Origin of the sequence: Saccharopolyspora mangrovi (assembly GCF_035320975.1) — a bacterium.
Classification (GTDB): domain Bacteria; phylum Actinomycetota; class Actinomycetes; order Mycobacteriales; family Pseudonocardiaceae; genus Saccharopolyspora; species Saccharopolyspora mangrovi.
On the sequence record NZ_JAWLNX010000006.1, the window covers coordinates 213,073 to 229,463 of the forward strand.

16 protein-coding genes and 2 tRNA genes are annotated in these 16,391 nt (G+C 69.3%); 7 read left to right on the top strand and 11 right to left on the bottom strand.

Annotation, left to right across the window (positions count from 1 at the left end; genetic code table 11):
• Positions 1 to 106 precede the first annotated feature (106 nt).
• Both R4I43_RS34560 and R4I43_RS11220 read right to left on the bottom strand, forming a co-directional pair.
• On the bottom strand, positions 107 to 223 hold the full coding sequence (locus tag R4I43_RS34560) for an MFS transporter small subunit (RefSeq protein WP_443706188.1): 117 nt from the start codon (positions 221 to 223) through the stop codon (positions 107 to 109).
• Positions 220 to 1,557, bottom strand: coding sequence for an L-lactate MFS transporter (locus tag R4I43_RS11220; protein ID WP_324265513.1), 1,338 nt, complete (start codon positions 1,555 to 1,557; stop codon positions 220 to 222). Before R4I43_RS11220 ends, R4I43_RS34560 begins: the two co-directional genes overlap by 4 nt.
• 107 nt (positions 1,558 to 1,664) lie before the next feature.
• Here R4I43_RS11220 and fdhD point away from each other — a divergent pair, with 107 nt between their 5' ends.
• Together fdhD and R4I43_RS11230 are read left to right on the top strand one after the other, a co-directional pair.
• Positions 1,665 to 2,501, top strand: a complete 837-nt coding sequence (fdhD, locus tag R4I43_RS11225) for a formate dehydrogenase accessory sulfurtransferase FdhD (protein WP_324265514.1) — start codon at positions 1,665 to 1,667, stop codon at positions 2,499 to 2,501.
• A gap of 53 nt (positions 2,502 to 2,554) precedes the next feature.
• The gene (locus R4I43_RS11230) at positions 2,555 to 3,409 is read left to right on the top strand and encodes an alpha/beta hydrolase (RefSeq protein ID WP_324265515.1); all 855 of its coding nucleotides are present in this window, start codon (positions 2,555 to 2,557) and stop codon (positions 3,407 to 3,409) included.
• A 105-nt stretch (positions 3,410 to 3,514) separates the two neighbouring features.
• Here R4I43_RS11230 and R4I43_RS11235 read toward each other — a convergent pair whose 3' ends face one another.
• From R4I43_RS11235 to R4I43_RS11260, 6 genes are all read right to left on the bottom strand, one after another.
• On the bottom strand, positions 3,515 to 4,153 hold the full coding sequence (locus tag R4I43_RS11235) for an RBBP9/YdeN family alpha/beta hydrolase (RefSeq protein WP_324265516.1): 639 nt from the start codon (positions 4,151 to 4,153) through the stop codon (positions 3,515 to 3,517).
• Between the two features lie 172 nt (positions 4,154 to 4,325).
• Complete coding sequence (gene clpX, locus R4I43_RS11240; RefSeq protein WP_324265517.1) at positions 4,326 to 5,606, bottom strand: ATP-dependent Clp protease ATP-binding subunit ClpX; 1,281 nt, start codon at positions 5,604 to 5,606, stop codon at positions 4,326 to 4,328.
• Between the two features lie 260 nt (positions 5,607 to 5,866).
• Positions 5,867 to 6,499 (bottom strand): ATP-dependent Clp protease proteolytic subunit, encoded by a 633-nt coding sequence (locus R4I43_RS11245; RefSeq protein ID WP_324265518.1) that lies wholly within the window; start codon positions 6,497 to 6,499, stop codon positions 5,867 to 5,869.
• Positions 6,500 to 6,542: 43 nt separating this feature from the next.
• Complete coding sequence (locus tag R4I43_RS11250) at positions 6,543 to 7,169, bottom strand: ClpP family protease (RefSeq protein ID WP_324265519.1); 627 nt, start codon at positions 7,167 to 7,169, stop codon at positions 6,543 to 6,545.
• Positions 7,170 to 7,420: 251 nt separating this feature from the next.
• The gene (gene tig, locus R4I43_RS11255; protein WP_324265520.1) at positions 7,421 to 8,815 is read right to left on the bottom strand and encodes a trigger factor; all 1,395 of its coding nucleotides are present in this window, start codon (positions 8,813 to 8,815) and stop codon (positions 7,421 to 7,423) included.
• Positions 8,816 to 9,297: 482 nt separating this feature from the next.
• Positions 9,298 to 9,371: transfer RNA gene (locus R4I43_RS11260), tRNA-Pro, on the bottom strand.
• 128 nt (positions 9,372 to 9,499) lie between these two features.
• On the opposite strand from R4I43_RS11260, the gene R4I43_RS11265 reads away from it, so the two are divergent.
• The 5 genes from R4I43_RS11265 to R4I43_RS11285 all read left to right on the top strand — a co-directional run bounded on the left by R4I43_RS11265 (position 9,500) and on the right by R4I43_RS11285 (position 13,926).
• Positions 9,500 to 9,570, top strand: a tRNA-Gly gene (locus R4I43_RS11265).
• A 183-nt stretch (positions 9,571 to 9,753) separates the two neighbouring features.
• Entirely contained in the window at positions 9,754 to 11,217 is a 1,464-nt protein-coding gene (locus tag R4I43_RS11270) for an MDR family MFS transporter (RefSeq protein ID WP_324265521.1), read from the top strand.
• Positions 11,218 to 11,277: 60 nt separating this feature from the next.
• Positions 11,278 to 11,898, top strand: coding sequence for a 2'-5' RNA ligase family protein (locus R4I43_RS11275; protein ID WP_324265522.1), 621 nt, complete (start codon positions 11,278 to 11,280; stop codon positions 11,896 to 11,898).
• A gap of 42 nt (positions 11,899 to 11,940) precedes the next feature.
• Positions 11,941 to 13,125, top strand: coding sequence for a GNAT family N-acetyltransferase (locus R4I43_RS11280; RefSeq protein WP_324265523.1), 1,185 nt, complete (start codon positions 11,941 to 11,943; stop codon positions 13,123 to 13,125).
• Positions 13,126 to 13,179: 54 nt separating this feature from the next.
• A complete protein-coding gene (locus R4I43_RS11285; RefSeq protein ID WP_324265524.1) occupies positions 13,180 to 13,926 on the top strand; it encodes a hypothetical protein in 747 nt (248 codons plus the stop codon).
• A 410-nt stretch (positions 13,927 to 14,336) separates the two neighbouring features.
• On the opposite strand, the gene R4I43_RS11290 is transcribed toward R4I43_RS11285, so the two are convergent.
• The 3 genes from R4I43_RS11290 to R4I43_RS11300 all read right to left on the bottom strand — a co-directional run bounded on the left by R4I43_RS11290 (position 14,337) and on the right by R4I43_RS11300 (position 16,379).
• A complete protein-coding gene (locus R4I43_RS11290) occupies positions 14,337 to 15,104 on the bottom strand; it encodes a helix-turn-helix domain-containing protein (RefSeq protein WP_324265525.1) in 768 nt (255 codons plus the stop codon).
• Positions 15,105 to 15,188: 84 nt separating this feature from the next.
• Positions 15,189 to 15,998 carry an Fpg/Nei family DNA glycosylase gene (locus R4I43_RS11295; protein ID WP_324265526.1) on the bottom strand — a complete coding sequence of 270 codons (810 nt, stop codon included), beginning with the start codon at positions 15,996 to 15,998 and terminating at the stop codon, positions 15,189 to 15,191.
• A gap of 75 nt (positions 15,999 to 16,073) precedes the next feature.
• A complete protein-coding gene (locus tag R4I43_RS11300) occupies positions 16,074 to 16,379 on the bottom strand; it encodes a hypothetical protein (RefSeq protein WP_324265527.1) in 306 nt (101 codons plus the stop codon).
• Positions 16,380 to 16,391 lie beyond the last annotated feature (12 nt).

Here is a 16,391-nt window from a genome sequence, read left to right on the forward strand (position 1 = left end):
CGGCGGTTTCGCCGGGCATACCACCGGCCACGAGCAGCGGGTACGTGACGCCCGGCACGCGGGAGGGCGCGACTCGACGAGCCGCGCCCTCCCGCTGCGTCCGAGGTCAGCCGGTGAACAGCTTGGTGACCTTGGTGATGAGCTCGTAGAGGCCGTAGAGGAACGGGACGCCCACCCAGAGCCAGGCGATGACCAGGAGGACTTGGCGGTTCACGGTCGTCACTTGTCTCCTCCCTTCGCCGGTTCGTGGAACTTCGGGTTGACCGGCCGGATCAGCTCGTTGGCGATGAAGCCCACGACCAGCAGGCCGATCATGATGTAGAGCGAGGCCGCGTACAGGTCGGGCCCCTGAGCGCCGCTCGCCTCCTGGGCGTCGGCGACGGCGTTGACGATCAGCGGCCCGAGCACGCCCGCCACCGACCACGCGGTGAGCAACCGGCCGTGGATCGCGCCCACCTGCAGGCTGCCGAACAGGTCCTTCAGGTACGCCGGCGCGGTCGCGAAACCGCCGCCGTAGAACGACAGGATCAGGATCGCGCACAGCACGAACATCGGGACCCCGGTCGCACCGAACAGCAGGATCCCCAGGTACAGCAGGGTTCCTCCGCCCAGGTAGAGGCGGTAGATGTTCTTGCGCCCCACCACGTCCGATGTGGACGACCAGACGAACCGCCCGGCCATGTTCGTCAGCGACAGCAGCGCCACGAAACCGGCCGCCGCGCCGGTGGCCACCGGCGTCGAGCTGCCCGCGAAGAAGCCCACGATCATCGGCGAGGCCTTCTCCAGGATGCCGATGCCCGCGGTGACGTTGCAGCACAGGATCACCCACAGCAGCCAGAACTGCGGGGTGCGGATGGCGTTGCTAGCGGTGACCTCCGCCGTGGTGATCATCGGCTTGGCGATCTGCGCGGGCATCGACCTGGGCTTCCAGCCCGGCGGCGGAACCCGCACCAGCAGCGCGCCCAGCGACATGAACACCGCGTAGACCACGCCGTGCACCAGGAAGGTCTGCGCGATGCCGGAGCGGTCCTCGCCGAAGGAGTCCAGCATCTGCGTCGACCACGGAGAAGCGATCAGCGCACCGCCGCCGAAGCCCATGATGGCGATGCCGGTGGCCATGCCGGGCCGGTCCGGGAACCACTTCATCAGCGTCGACACCGGCGAGATGTAGCCGATGCCCAGGCCGATGCCGCCCACGAAGCCGTAGCCGAGCACCACCAGCCAGTACAGGCCCAGCGCCACGCCCAGCGAGGAGATCAGGAATCCCAGCGAGAAGCAGGTCGCCGAGACCGTCATGGCCCAGCGCGGGCCGCGCTTCTCCACCAGCGTGCCGCCCAGCGCGGCCGACAGCCCCAGCATCACGATGCCCAGCTGGAACGGCAGGGCGCTCAGGGTTCCGGACAGCCCGAGCGCGTCCTCCAGCGGTGGCTTGAACACGCTCCACGCGTAGACCTGCCCGATCGACAGGTGCACCGCCAGCGCTGCCGGTGGGATCAGCCACCTGCTCCAATCCGGTGGAGCGACGATTCGACTGGGTGAAAGCAGCCCTGAAACCATTGGGCCTCCCGGCTTCGCGACGTTGATCAGCGCGCCGAGCATACTGTTGACGACGACCCGGAACGAGGAATCTCTTTCAACTTGAAACAAAGTTCCGAGGAGGCGTGATGGGACGTGTCACGGTGCGGCGGCCGGTGCTGCGGATCGCCGAGAACGGCCACCGGACCAGGCCGGACACCCTGGCAGCCGAAGAACCGCTGGAGATCCGGGTCAACGGCAAGCCGCTGTCGGTGACCATGCGCACGCCCGGTCACGACGTCGAACTGGCGCACGGCTTCCTGCTGACCGAGGGCGTCATCGGCGACCCCGAGCAGCTGGCCACCGCCCGCTACTGCGACAGCCCCGGCCCCGACGGCCGCAACACCTACAACGTGCTCGACGTCGCGCTGGCCCCAGGTGTTCCGATGCCGGACGCCTCGGTGGAGCGCAACTTCTACACGACCTCCTCGTGCGGGGTGTGCGGCAAGGCCGCGCTGGACTCGGTCAAGCTGCGCACCCGCCACTCCCCCGCCGCCGACCCGATGAGCGTCGACAGCACCACCCTCATCGGACTGCCCGACGCGCTGCGCTCGGCCCAGCGCGTCTTCGACTCCACCGGCGGTCTGCACGCGGCCGGGCTGTTCGGCGCGCGCGGGGAGCTGCTGGCCGTGCGCGAGGACGTGGGCAGGCACAACGCCGTCGACAAAGTCCTGGGCTGGGCCCTGCTGGAACGCCGCGTGCCGCTGACCGGATGCGTCCTGATGGTCTCCGGCAGGGCCTCGTTCGAACTGGTGCAGAAGGCCGCGATGGCGGGCGTGCCGATGCTGTCCGCGGTCTCGGCTCCCTCGTCGCTGGCGGTGGACCTGGCCGAGGAGCAGGGCATGACGCTGGTCGGTTTCCTGCGCGGGTCCTCGATGAACGTCTACACGGGAGCCGAGCGCGTCACCATCGCTGAAACCGCGTGACGAACACCCGCCGGACTTGGGATGATCGCAGCAGGTGTTCGAGGAGGAGTGGATTGCCGCACCGAAGATCGATCGGCCGCGCGCTGTCGAGGCGCGCACTGCTGACCTCGGGGGTCGCCGGGCTCGCGGCGGCCGGCTTCGGGCTGAGCACCGACAGCGCGAGCAGGCCCGTCGAGCAGCGCGTCTCGCTGGCCACCAACGTCTCGCTGGAGCGGATCTACTCGCACGCGCGCAAGCAGACCGTGGACATGGTCGCCATCCATCCGAGGGGGATGTCGCCGCACGGGCTTCCGGTGTGCCTGATGCTGCACGGGCGGTTCGGCGACGCGCTGGACTCCGTCAGCGGCCTGCCCGGGTGGCTGTCGAACTCCGTTGCGGCCGGGCGGGTCCCGCCGTTCACCCTGCTCGCCGTGGACGGTGGTCCGAACAACTACTGGCACCGCCGTCCCGGCGACGACGCGATGAGCATGCTCCTCGACGAGGTCCCGGAGTGGCTGAGCGAACGCGGCCTGGGCGAACCGATCGCGGCCGCGGGCATCTCGATGGGCGGTTTCGGCGCCCTGGTCTACGCGCGGCGGCGCCGCGAGATCGGCGATCCGCTGCAGGCCGCCGGCGCGGTCGCCCCCGCGCTGCTGACCAGCTGGCGAGAGATGCGCAAGCGGCGCGCCTTCACCGACGAGGCGGAGTGGCGCGCCATCGACCCGCTCCGCCACATCCACACCCTCGGTGACCTGCCGATCGGCGTCTGGTGCGGCAACGGTGACCGCTTCATCGAGGGCACTCGACGGTTCATCCGCCTCGCCAACCCCACCTACGCCTCGACGAGCCCGGGCCGCCACAACAAGACCTACTTCCGCAAGGCCCTCCCCGAGCTCGTCGACTTCATCGGCGGCCACCTCCACACCTGACCCCTCCGACCACGCCCCACCGGGTCGAACCCGATTTCAATGGAAATCAGGACTCCGATTTCCATTGAAATCCGGAACTCGACTTCCATTGAAATCGGAAACCGGTCAGACCAGGCGGAGTTGCTCTTGGGAGCGGCCTGCGGTGTAGGCGTCGGTGTCGAAGCGGTCGTGGAGCGGGACCGTGCCGTAGAGGGTCCAGCGCAGGACCGAGGGCCAGGGGCCGTAGCCGGCGTCGGTGTTGAGGTGGCCGCCGTCGAGGATCACGTCCATCTCGACCTGCAGGTCCTCGGCCAGCGCGTGGGCGCGGTGCATCGGGAGGTAGGCGTCGCCGGTGCCCGCGACCAGGCGGGTCATGCCCGCCGCGCGGCGCAGGGACGTCGCGTCGGCCGGGTACGGGGCGACCTCGCGGGCGTCCGGGTGATCCCACTCGGCATCCGGCGGGGCCACCAGCAGGACCCGGTCCGCGCGGCGGTCGTCGAGGCCGATGGTGGCGGCGTGGTGCAGCCACAGGCCGACCCCGCACGAGTGCGCGGCCACCACCAGCTCCGCCTCGGGTGGTACGGCGGCCAGGCGCTCGCGCAGCACCGGAAGCCGACGTCGCAGGTCAGGTCGGGCCGGGTCGGGCAGCACCGGCGCGTCGACCTGGACCCCCTGATCCCGGAGCTGCCCCGCCAGCCAGTGCTGCCAGTGCCAGGGACCGGCGCCGGTCATCCCGTGAATCAGCAGAACACGCAACTCGCTCATGGCGGGCACTCCCGGACTCGTCGTTGCCACCCATCCAATATCAACTATTCACCTCAGCACCGCAGGACGTGGCACCGGGTGCCCGGCACTTGACCGGAATGACCGCATCGTGTGACGTCGCGCAAAAGCACCCCGCGCCGATCCGGCCACGGGGTGCTTGCGAAGCGACAGCTCAGGCGGACTTCTCGCGGCGCTCCCGACGCGATGCCTGACGGGCCACGATCGTGGGGTTGACGTTCTCCCGCACGGTCTGCTCGGTGATCACGACCTTCGCCACGTCCGAGCGGCTCGGGATGTCGTACATGACCGGCAGCAGGACCTCCTCCAGGATCGCGCGCAGTCCGCGCGCCCCGGTGCCCCGCAGGATCGCCTGGTCGGCGATGGCCTCCAGCGCCGTCTTGGTGAACTCCAGCTCCACGTTGTCCATCTCGAACAACCGCTTGTACTGCTTCACCAGCGCGTTGCGCGGCTCGGTGAGGATCCGCACCAGCGACGGCTTGTCGAGGTTGGTCACGCTGGCCACCGTGGGCAGCCGGCCGATGAACTCCGGGATCAAGCCGTACTTGATCAGGTCCTCGGGCATGACGTCGGAGAAGTGGTCCGCCGTGTCGATCTCGGTCTTGGACCGCAGCTCGGCGCCGAAGCCGACGCTGTGCTTGCCGACCCGCTCCTCGACGATCTTCTCCAGCCCGGCGAACGCGCCGGCCACGATGAACAGCACGTTCGTCGTGTCGATCTGGATGAACTCCTGGTGCGGGTGCTTTCGGCCGCCCTGCGGCGGAACGCTCGCGGTGGTGCCCTCCAGGATCTTCAGCAGCGCCTGCTGGACGCCCTCACCGGAGACGTCGCGGGTGATCGACGGGTTCTCGCTCTTGCGGGCGATCTTGTCGACCTCGTCGATGTAGATGATGCCGGTCTCGGCGCGCTTGACGTCGTAGTCGGCCGCCTGGATCAGCTTGAGCAGGATGTTCTCGACGTCCTCGCCCACGTAGCCCGCTTCGGTCAGCGCCGTGGCGTCGGCGATCGCGAAGGGCACGTTGAGCATCTTGGCCAACGTCTGGGCCAGGTAGGTCTTGCCGCAGCCCGTCGGGCCGAGCATCAGGATGTTGGACTTGGCCAGCTCGACGGCCTCTTCACCACGCGCCTCGCGCCGCTCACCGGCCTGGATGCGCTTGTAGTGGTTGTAGACCGCGACCGAGAGGTTGCGCTTCGCCGGATCCTGCCCGATGACGTACTGGTCGAGGAACTCGTGGATCTCCGCCGGCTTGGGCAGCTCGTCGAGCTTGACCTCACCGGCCTCGGCCAGTTCCTCCTCGATGATCTCGTTGCAGAGATCGATGCACTCATCGCAGATGTACACGCCGGGGCCGGCGATGAGTTTTTTCACCTGCTTCTGGCTCTTCCCGCAGAAGGAGCACTTCAGCAGGTCGCCGCCGTCACCGATACGTGCCATGACCGCTGACCCCGTCCCCTCCGGCACGCCCTCCGAATAGCGTGCCTGACCGTATGTGCCTCCGACGGTACCTGTCGTTCCCCGCGTTCGGGGAGACTCACAGTGTCCGCCATCGCCGTGCGCGCTGTGACCAGCGTCGCGTTCGGCGTGTCGCGGTCCCGGTGGCCGGGCGTGGCGCCCGTGCGACGCAGGACCGCAGACCGGAACTCACGCTGCCGGAACGTTTCCCGGGGACCCGCAGGCCCCCGGGAAACGCCACGTCAGGACTGCTGCGCCGACAGCTTCCGGTACGGCACGACCTCGTCGATGATGCCGTACTCCTTGGCCTGCTCAGCGGTGAGGATCTTGTCGCGGTCGACGTCCTCGTGCACCTGCTCCTTGGAACGCTTGGTGTGCTTGGCCAGCGAGGACTCCATCAGGTCGCGCATCCGCTGCACCTCGTTGGCCTGGATCTCCAGGTCGGAGACCTGACCGTAGATGCCCTCCACGGACGGCTGGTGGATCAGCACGCGGGAGTTCGGCAGCGCCTGGCGCTTGCCCTCGGTGCCCGCGGCCAGCAGCACCGCCGCCGCCGAGGCCGCCTGGCCCAGGCAGATGGTGCGCACGTCGGGACGCACGTACTGGATGGTGTCGTAGATGGCCATCATCGCGGTGAACGAGCCACCGGGGGAGTTGATGTACATCTGGATCTCGCGGTCCGGGTCGTCGGACTCGAGGAACAGCAGCTGCGCCATCACGTCGTTGGCCGAGGCGTCGTCGACCTGGACGCCGAGGAACACGATGCGCTCCTCGAACAGCTTGTTGTACGGGTTGGACTCCTTGACCCCGTACGCGGTGCGCTCGACGAACGACGGCAGCACGTACCGGGACTGAAGAGACTGGTAAGGGTTCACGACGGGTGACTCCTCGTAACTAGGTCCGGGTGCGGGAGGGTGATCAGCTGGTCGGCAGGTTCGCCGCGCTCGCCACGTAGTCCACGAGCCCGTAGTCGCGAGCCTCCTCGGCGGTGAACCACCGGTCCCGGTCGAAGTCGGTCATGATCGTCTCGACGGACTTGCCCGTCTGCCCGGCGATCAGGCCCGCCATCTCCTCCTTGTGCTTGGTGAACATCTTCGCCTGGATGGCGATGTCCGCCGCAGTACCACCGAGGCCGGCGGAAGGCTGGTGCATCATGATCCGCGCGTGCGGCAGCGCGAAGCGCTTGCCCTTGGCTCCCGCCGAGAGCAGGAACTGCCCCATCGAGGCCGCCATGCCCATCGCCACGGTGGCGACGTCGGGCTTGATCAGCTCCATCGTGTCGTAGATCGCCATGCCCGCCGTGACCGAACCGCCCGGCGAGTTGATGTACAGCGAGATGTCCCGGTCCGGGTCCTCGGCCGCGAGCAGCAGCAGCTGCGAGCAGATCTGGTTCGAGATGTTCTCCTCGACCTGGGAGCCCAGGACGATGATCCGCTCCCGCAGCAGCCGCTCGTAAACCGAGTCGTTGAGCGAGAGTCCGTTCGTGCTCGTCCGCATGGACGGCGCCTGCGCATCGGACGCCGGAACAGTCAGGTGCTGCGTCACGTCTCCCCTGCCTTCTCCCACATTGGGCCCTTGTCCACCCTGGTCGGTCGGGTCTTCCGGGAGTCCGCCGCGTCCTTCCAAAGTGGACCCGACGAACCACCGGGTGTCCTCGGCGACCGCAGGTGATGTCCTGCTTCCCTACTCGGGTGATCCGCTACAACTGACCCTAACGAACGTGGACGGCACCAGCTTCCCAGTACCGCCCACGTTCGCTTAGAGCATGCGTATCAAGTTGTTCGACGAGAGCCGGGTCACTCCGACTTGGCGGACTCGGCCTTCTCCTCGGTGGCCTCGCCCTCGACGACCTCGGGGGTTTCCTCGCCCTCCTGCGGACCGAACAGCTCGTCCATGTCCAGGGTGTTGCCCGACCCGTCCGTCACGGTGGCCTGGCGGACCACCGAGAACAGCGCCTTGCTGCGGCGGACGTCGGCGAACAGCGCGCCGATCTGGCCCGACTCCTGGGCCTGCTGGACGAACTGGTCGGGGCTCATGCCGAAGCGCTGCGCCTGGTAGATGATCCGCTGCGTCAGCTCTTCGTCCGAGACCGACACGCCCTCTTCATCGGCGATGGTGTCCAGCACCAGCTGGGTGCGGACGGCCTTCTCGGCCTCTTCGCGGGTCTCGGTGTCGAACTGCTCGCGAGTCTTGTCCTGCGTCTCGAGCCAAGCCTCGAAGGCCTTCTCGTCGTGGTCGAACGGGTGCACCGCGTCGTGCTGGCGCACCTCGATCTCCTGCTCGACGACCTTCTCCGGCAGCGGGACCTCGACGGTCTCCAGGAGCACGTCCAGGACCTTGTCCCGGGCCTGCATGCCCTGCTCCATCTTCTTGACCCGGGCGAGGCGCTCGCGCAGGTCGGCGATCAGCTCGTCGATCGTGTCGAACTCGCTGGCCATCTGCGCGAACTCGTCGTCGGCCTCCGGCAGCTGGCGCTCCTTGATGGAGTTCACCTTGACCGAGACCTCGGCGTCCTTGCCCGCGTGCTCGCCGGCCACCAGCTTGGTGGTGAAGGTCTTGGTCTCGCCCTCGGTCGCGCCGGTCACCGCGTCGTCGATGCCCTCGACGAGCTGGCCCGAGCCGATCTCGTACGACAGGCCGGAGGTCTGGGCGTCCTCGACCTCTTCACCGTCGACCGTGGCCGACAGGTCGATGCTCAGGAAGTCGCCCTCCTGCGCGGGGCGGTCAACGCCGGCGAGGGTGCCGAAACGAGCGCGCAGCGAGTCCAGCTGCTCGTTGACGTCCTCTTCCGCGACCTCGACGTCGTCGACGCTCACCGACAGCTCGCCGAATGCGGGCACGGTGATCTCGGGGCGGACGTCGACCTCGGCGGTGAACGCGATCTCCGCGCCGTCCTCGATCTTGGTCACCTCGATGTCCGGGCGCCCGAGGGTGCGCAGCTCGTCGCTGTTGACAGCCTCCAGGTACTTGGCCGGAACCGCCTCGTTGACGACCTCGTCGAGCACGGGCCCACGACCGATGCGGCTCTCCAGCACCCGCGCCGGGACCTTGCCCGGCCGGAAGCCGGGGATGCGGACCTGCTGGGCGAGTGCCTTGTACGCGCGGTCGAAGTTCGGCTTGAGCTCGTCGAACGGCACCTCGACGTTGATCCGGACGCGCGTCGGGCTCAGGTGCTCGACGGTGCTCTTCACGTGGTCTCCTAGTGCGAACGTGCTTGATTCCCCGGCGCTAGCTGAGGGCGCGGCCAAACACCACGTCCAATGCCGGGCTGACCACCGAGTCTATTGCTTCCCGCCCGGGCACACGGCCCGGGGTTGCGACAAGGGGCTCATACCCGCTCAGCGAACGGGCGGAACGCCGAGGTCCGTCGGCGTCACCGCGGTGACGATGCCCGCCGCCGGGGACGAGGCCGGAGCGACCGGCGGGCCCGGCACCCACAGCGAGACGGCGATCAGCGCCACCACGGCGGCGCACAACGCCGCGCACACCACGGCGGCGGACCGCTGAACACCGGGTCCGGTTCGAATCGCATCTCGCACGCAGGGGAAATCGGACCGGTTCACCAGGTCGTTACCAACCCCCACCGCCCCGTGCGGCGGGGATCACTCCCGAGGTGGTCCGGTGAAAAGCGAAACCGGCCACTCGCGAAAGCTGCGAGCGGCCGGCCGACACGTCGGGGTGGCGGGATTTGAACCCACGACCCCTCGCACCCAAAGCGAGTGCGCTACCAACCTGCGCCACACCCCGTCCGACGTGCGGCGCACCCGGGAATCACCGGGTGCGTTGCGAAGAGCCTATCGCGACCGGTTAAGCTAGGGCACGCAAGGTCACCAACGGACCGCGGCAACCTCGCGAGGACCAGGTGAAACCGGCACGCGGGCGTAGCTCAATGGTAGAGCCCCAGTCTTCCAAACTGGCTACGCGGGTTCGATTCCCGTCGCCCGCTCCGAGCAGGGCGGAGACCCCGGTGGACCAGCCGGGATCTCCGCCCTCCTTCTTTGTCCGACCCCTTTCCCGTGGTGCGTTCGCACGCTCGTGAGACGCCTGTGACCGGCGGCAAAATCGTTTTGGGGATTGCCGCGGGGTGCGGGATGCTGAAGGGGTTTCCGGTCTTCATCCAGGGGGTTTCGTGCGGCGGCTCGAGTACAAGTGGCTGGTCGGCATCACATTCGTGCTGGCGCTGATCATGCAGATCCTGGACGTCACGATCCTCAACGTGGCGCTGGCCACGTTGGGCCGCGAATTCCAGGCCGAGCCCGCCCAGCTGCAGTGGGTGCTGACCGGCTACATGATCAGCCTCGCCGTGTTCATCCCCTCGTCGGGCTGGATCGCCGACCGCTTCGGCAGCAAGAAGACCTTCCAGGCCGCGGTGATCATCTTCACCCTGGCCTCGATGCTGTGCGGGCTGGCGACCTCGATGGAGATGCTCGTCGGCTCGCGCATCCTGCAGGGCGTGGGTGGCGGCATGCTCGTGCCCGTCGGGCAGGCGATGATGTTCCGCGCCTTCCCCGCCAACGAGCGCGCCAAGGCCGGAGCGGTGCTGTCCATCCCGATCACCGTCGCCCCGATGCTGGGACCGCTGCTCGGCGGCGTGCTCGTGGAGTACGCGAGCTGGCGGTGGATCTTCTTCATCAACCTGCCGGTCGGTGCGCTCGCGCTGCTGTTCACGATCCTGTTCCTCGAGGAGGAGACGACCCGCGATCCCGGCCGCTTCGACCTGCCGGGCTTCGTGCTGGCCGGCGCCGGCCTGGCCACGCTGCTGGTGGGCCTGGACCAGGGGTCGCAGGTCGGCTGGACCGAGCCCTCGGTGTGGCTGAGCCTGGTGGCGTCCGTGCTGCTCATCGGCGGTCTCGTGTGGCGCGAGCTGGCGGTGAAGTCGCCGATGCTGGACCTGCGGCTGCTGGCCGACCGGCTGTTCGGCACCGGCAACCTGCTGCTGCTGTGCATGACCGGCGCGATGTTCGGCGTGCTGTTCCTCATCCCGCTCTACCTGCAGACGCTGCGCGGGGTGTCGCCGATGTTCGCAGGGCTGACGATGATGCCGCAGGCCATCGCGATGCTGGCGACCACGCAGGTCGTCAGCCGGGTCTACGGCCGCATCGGACCCAAGCGGCTGGTGCTGGCCGGCTTCGGCGTGCAGCTGATCATCGGCGGGTTGCTGCAGCTGCAGAACCTGTCCACGCCGCTGTGGGCGCTCGGCCTCATGCTGGCCACCCAGGGCGTGGCGATGGGCCTGCTGATGACGCCGGTGCAGACGGCCACGTTCGCGGCGGTGTCCGGTCCGGCGATGGGCATGGCCAGCTCCATGTTCAACGTCACCCGCCAGGTCGCCACCGCGCTGGGCACCGCGGTCGTCGCGACCGTGCTCACCGTGCTCATGCAGCACAACCAATCCACTGTGGACCCCACCGTGCCTGCGATGGTGGCCGACGCCCAGCTGGGCGCCTTCCACGGAGCGTTCCTGGTCTCGGTGGCCTTCGCGGTGCTGGGTATTGTGCTGGCATTGCGGGTGCGCGACGCCGATGCCGCGGCCAGTCTCGACCGCCCAAAAGCCGCCGCACGGCAGGGTGAACCCGAGCCGTCGAAACCGTGAGATAGGTCAAGCGCGCCCCACTTCCGGACACGTCCGGGCACTATGTGAGGGGTGACCGACATGCCACATGCCGATCAGGTTCGCAACCACACCCGCTGGCGCACCGACTGGCACGCCGGCCGCACCGGCTACGCCTGGGTGTTGCCGCTGGCCGACCAGCCCGGGCTGCGCAAACTGGTCAACGACTACCAGTACGCGCTGCGCGATCTGCCCGGTTTCGACCTGGTCCCGCTGGAATGGATGCACATCCTGGTGCAGGAGATCGGCTTCACCGATGAGGTGGACTCCTCGCGCATCGAACCGCTGCTGGAGGCCGCCCGGCCGAAGCTGGCCGAGGTCATGCCGCTGACGCTGGCGTTCCACCACGCGGTCGTGCTGCCCGAGTCGCTGGCGCTGCCCGCCGAACCGCAGTCCAGCGTGCTCGAACTGCGGGCCGCCGTCCGCGAGGCCACCTCCGAGGTGCTGGATTCGGTCCCGTCGGAGCCCGAGGACATCGACAAGCACGTCAGCCTCGCCCACTCCACCACCGACGGCCCGGCGATCTTCGCCATCGCCACCCTGCAGGCGACCATCGTCGAGTCGGCCACCGCGAAGGTCTCGTCGTTGTCGCTGGTCAAGATGAGTCGCGACCACTCCAGCACGGAGTGGGAGACGATCGCCGAGGTCCCGCTGGGCGGCTGAAAACCGGTCGCTTCGGGTCCGGTCGCGCGGTACCAATGCTTCATGGGGAATCTTGAAGCGAGGAAGCTCGACGCCGGCGAGCAGGACGAGTTCCCGGCCGTGTTCGGGGCCGCGTTCCTGGAGGATTCCGAGGCCGACGTGGCCCGGCTCCGCCCGATCGCCCCGTTCGTCACGGCCTTGGGCGTGTTCGACGACGCCGAGATGATCGGCACCGCCGGTCACTACGACCTCACGATCACGCTGCCCGGCGGGCACCACTCCCGGCTGGCCGGGGTCACGCTCGTCGGCGTCAAGCCCGGTCACCGCCGTCGCGGCGTGCTGACCTCGCTGATCCGCGAGCAGCTCGACGACCTGCGCGAATCCGGTGTCGCGCTGGCCGCGCTGTACGCCTCCGAGGGCGCCATCTACGGCCGCTTCGGCTACGGCATGGCCTCGTTCGAGAACCACCTCTCCCTGTCGGGCAAGCCCGGTTTCCGGACCGGTGTCGAGGTCGACGACCGCCCGGTGCGCGAGGTCGAGCGCGACCGCGCGCTGCCGGTCATCCAGCAGCAGCACGCCCGGATCGCCGCGAACCGGGTCGGCTGGACCGGGCGGGCCGACGGGTCGTGGGAGGCGCTGGAGCTGATGCGCCGGTCCCGCAACGGCCGTCAACCGCCGCGCTACGCGCTGCACCCCGAAGGCCACGTGATCTACCGGCCGGAGACGAAGTGGACCGATCGCGGCCCGGACTACCGGCTGGAGATCACCCACCTGATGGCCGAGACCCCGCAGGCCTACGCCGCGCTGTGGCGCTACCTGCTGGAGTTCGACCTGGTCCGCGAGCTGCACTGGGGCAAGGCCGCCATCGACGAGCCGATCGTTCACCTGCTGGCCGATCCGCGCGCCGTCGACCAGCGCATCGTCGACGGCCTGTGGCTGCGGCTGGTCGACGTGCGCGCCGCGCTGGCCGCCCGCGAGCTCAACGGCCCGGACGACGTCGTCCTGGAGGTCACCGACGCGTTCTGCCCGTGGAACAGCGGCCGCTGGCGGCTCAGCGGCGAGTGCACCACCGCCCCGGCGCAGGTGGCGCTGGACGTGGCGGACCTGGCCGCGGCCTACCTGGGCGGAACCACGCTGAGCCAGCTCGCCGCCGCCGGGCGGGTCCGCGAGCTGGAGCCGGGCGCGCTCACCGCGGCGTCGCGCGCGCTCGCGACGGATCGCGCACCCAGCTGCCCCGACGCCTTCTAGCACCCGCTCGACGCGGGTACCGTCGGAAGCATCGGCGTCCCCCAGGAGGCAGGGATGACCAGTGCACTCGTAGTTCTGCTGATCGCGCTAGTCGTGCTGGGCGCCGCCGTGTGGTGGTCCCGGCAGAAGGTCCTGTCCCACCGGCGCAAGCAGCTGGAGGACGACAAGGCCGAGGCTCGCCGCTGGGTGGAGCGGCTGGGCGGCCAGGTCCTCAACCTCATCGGCACCAACGAGGCCGCCAAGCAAGCCCTGGCCGACGCGGCCGAGCGGCACGGAGCCGCGCTCACCCAGCTCGAGCAGGCCACGACCGCCACGCAGGCCCGGCTGACGTCGGAGTCGGCGATGGAGGGTCTCTACTACGTGCGCGCCGCGCGCATCGCGATGGACCTGGACCCGGGGCCCGAGCTGCCCGTGCTGTCCGGCCAGCGCTACGCGGGCCGCGTCAGCGAGGAGCGCGAGGTCGAGGTCGACGGCCAGACCCAGGTGGCCTCGCCGAACCCGAGCGAACGCACCCCGCACTACTACCCCGGCGGCACGGTCGCCGGGAAGCCCGTCCCGCAGGGCTGGTACAGCGACCCGTGGTGGAAGCCGGCGATGGCAGCGGGCATGTGGACGGCGGGCTCGTACGCGCTGATGTCGGTGATGTTCATCGGCATGGCCACCGTCCCCGCCGAAGCCGCCTACGCCGACGGCTTCGCCGACGGAACCGGAGCCGGCGATGGCGCCGGCGGCGACCCGAACACCTTCAACGACGGCGGGATGGGCGGCGACGGCTTCGACATGGGAGGCTTCGGCTTCTGAGCCCACCACCGCGCAGTCCGGGCACGACGCGCCGACCACGGGAGCAGCGTCATCGCCGACCTGATCCGGTCGGCTCAGCCTTCTCCCCTGAGGGTTTCGTTGCAGGTCACACAGGTCGGGAAGGAGATCCAGTCCAGCTCGCTGGGCTGGGCGAGGGCAACGTGCTAGCCGCACACGGGGAGAGCGGCGCGCTGGCCGTCCCAACGAGCTCCGCGGAAGGCGTGGCGGGTCCCGCCCGACCGACCGCGGTTCGGCACCGGAAGCCAGAAGTGCCGTTCAGATCGCGAACCGACCTGCGCTGACGGATGTGAGCCGTAGTCGCTGTTCATGCACATCCCTTCGTTGCCCGCGCGCTCCGGGTGGAGGCGATGCGGGCAATGCGCATGGCTCACGCATGGCCCGAACAGCACTCACGAGGAAGCCAGGGCGGTGAGCAGGCCTTCGAGGCCGTGGGGAGCGCGGAGGCGTCTCGCGGTGCTGGCCGCCTCGCGCAGTCGCATGCTCGCGCGGGCAGATGTGACTTCCGCTGCCAAGCTCGCGACCTGCGTCGCCGCGCGTTCCGCTTCCGACCACGCGCGAACCTCCACCAGCGCGGAGACGAGACTCGCCCCGCCCAGGAAGGACGCCCACCGGTAGCGGTCCGGTATCCTTTCCAGCGCGGCGGCGTAGCAGTCCACGGCTTTTCCTGGCCGCCCGATGGCACGCCACATGCCGCCCTCGAAGGCGAGCCATCCGGCCACTTCGCCGAGCTCCGCGACAGTGGCGGTGAAATCCGCTTCGAGTGATTCCGGGAACTTGCCCGCGGCCAGGCGAGCGGACGCGCCCTGGAACATGCGGGCCGCCATCGGAACGAGTTCGGCACCCCCGTTCCTGCCGTCGAGCTGCACCAAGTGCGCGATGCTCGCACGCAGCTCATCGACGTAGTCGCCGGTCACGGGTTGTTCGTTGGGCGGGAGGTGTGCGGGGGCAGCCGGGAAGGCCGCGCGGACCAGGTGCCCGCCACCGTGCAACACCTCGTCCAGGCGATCGATGACCTCCCTCGGGGGAACAGCGCGGTCGTTCTCCCACCGGGACACGGCCGATTGGTCCACGTGGACCTTCCCCGCCAGTTGCGGCTGCGTCAGCCCCGACGTCGCGCGGTAGCGCCGCAGGATCCGTCCGAACGACTCGTCGTCCACGCCGCCACCCCTCCCGCCGGGGAATCGACTCGTGATCCAGATTACCGAGCGGGCGGGAGAGGAGTTTCACTCGCGTTGACGAGGTCACCCTGGTTGGCAGGTGGGGCACCAGTAGAGCTTGCGGGCGGCGAGTTCCGTGGTGAGGACCTCGTCTCCGCAGATCAGGCAGGGCATTCCCGCTCGGCGGTAGACGTAGACCTCGCCTCCGTGGCGGTCCTGGCGCGGGTCGCGGCCGGTGGCCTCGGGGAGGTGTTCGGGGCGGACGGTGTCGATGCGGCCGACCTTGACGCCGTCGGCCATGAGTTCCACCAGGTCTGCCCAGATGAGCTCCCAGCGCGGGCGGCCCAGGCTCCGGCCGGGCGTCATGGGCGGGATGCCGTGCCGGAACAGGACTTCGGCGCGGTAGACGTTGCCGACGCCTGCTAGGACCTTCTGGTCCATCAGCAGCGCGGCGATGCTGGTGCGCGACTTCGAGATCCGCGCCCACGCGCGCTCGGGGTCGGCGTCCACGCGCAGCGGGTCCGGTCCCAGCCGATCCCGGACGACCGCGACCTCGTCGGGGGTGAGCAGTTCGCACCTGGTGGGTCCGCGCAGGTCGGTGAAGTGCGTGGGGCCGACGACGCGCATCCGCACCTGGCCGCGCGGTTCGGTGACCGGCAGCTCGTTCTCGGTGAACGTGCCGTAGAGGCCGAGGTGGACGTGCACGACCCGGTCGGCGCCGTAGAAGTGGAACAGGTGCTTGCCGTGCGCCTCGGCCCGCTCGAACACGGCCCCGTCCAGCGACGACGCGCTGGAGGCGAAGCGCCCCTGCGGGCTGCTGACCCGGACCGCGGTGCCCGCGAACAGCTCCTGGTGCACCCCGGCGAGCCGGTGCAGCGTGTGGCCCTCCGGCAAACCCGTCCTCCCGAAGTCGTTGTGCGCGGGAGAAAAGTCAAGCACACGGGCCGCGACACCCCTGCCCGGGGAGCCTCAGATGAGGATCCAGACCACAACCGATTCGAGCAGGTAGATCACCGTGCACCACAGCGCGATCCACAAGCCCCGGCGGACCGGCCGCTCGGCGGGCCGGAGGAATCCGGCGAGGAACGCGACCAGCACCACCGCGATCGCACCTGCGATCAGCCACAGCCCGGCGCCCAGCGCGCAGTCGGGCTCGGGGCAGGTCGAGCCCGGTCCGCCGATGAGCACCGGGGACAGGGCGCTGTTGGCGAAGAACAGCACGCCGGCACCGATGGCAGTCGCGGCCAGCGCGGTGAGGGCGGCGTAGAGGCGCATCTGCGAAGTCTC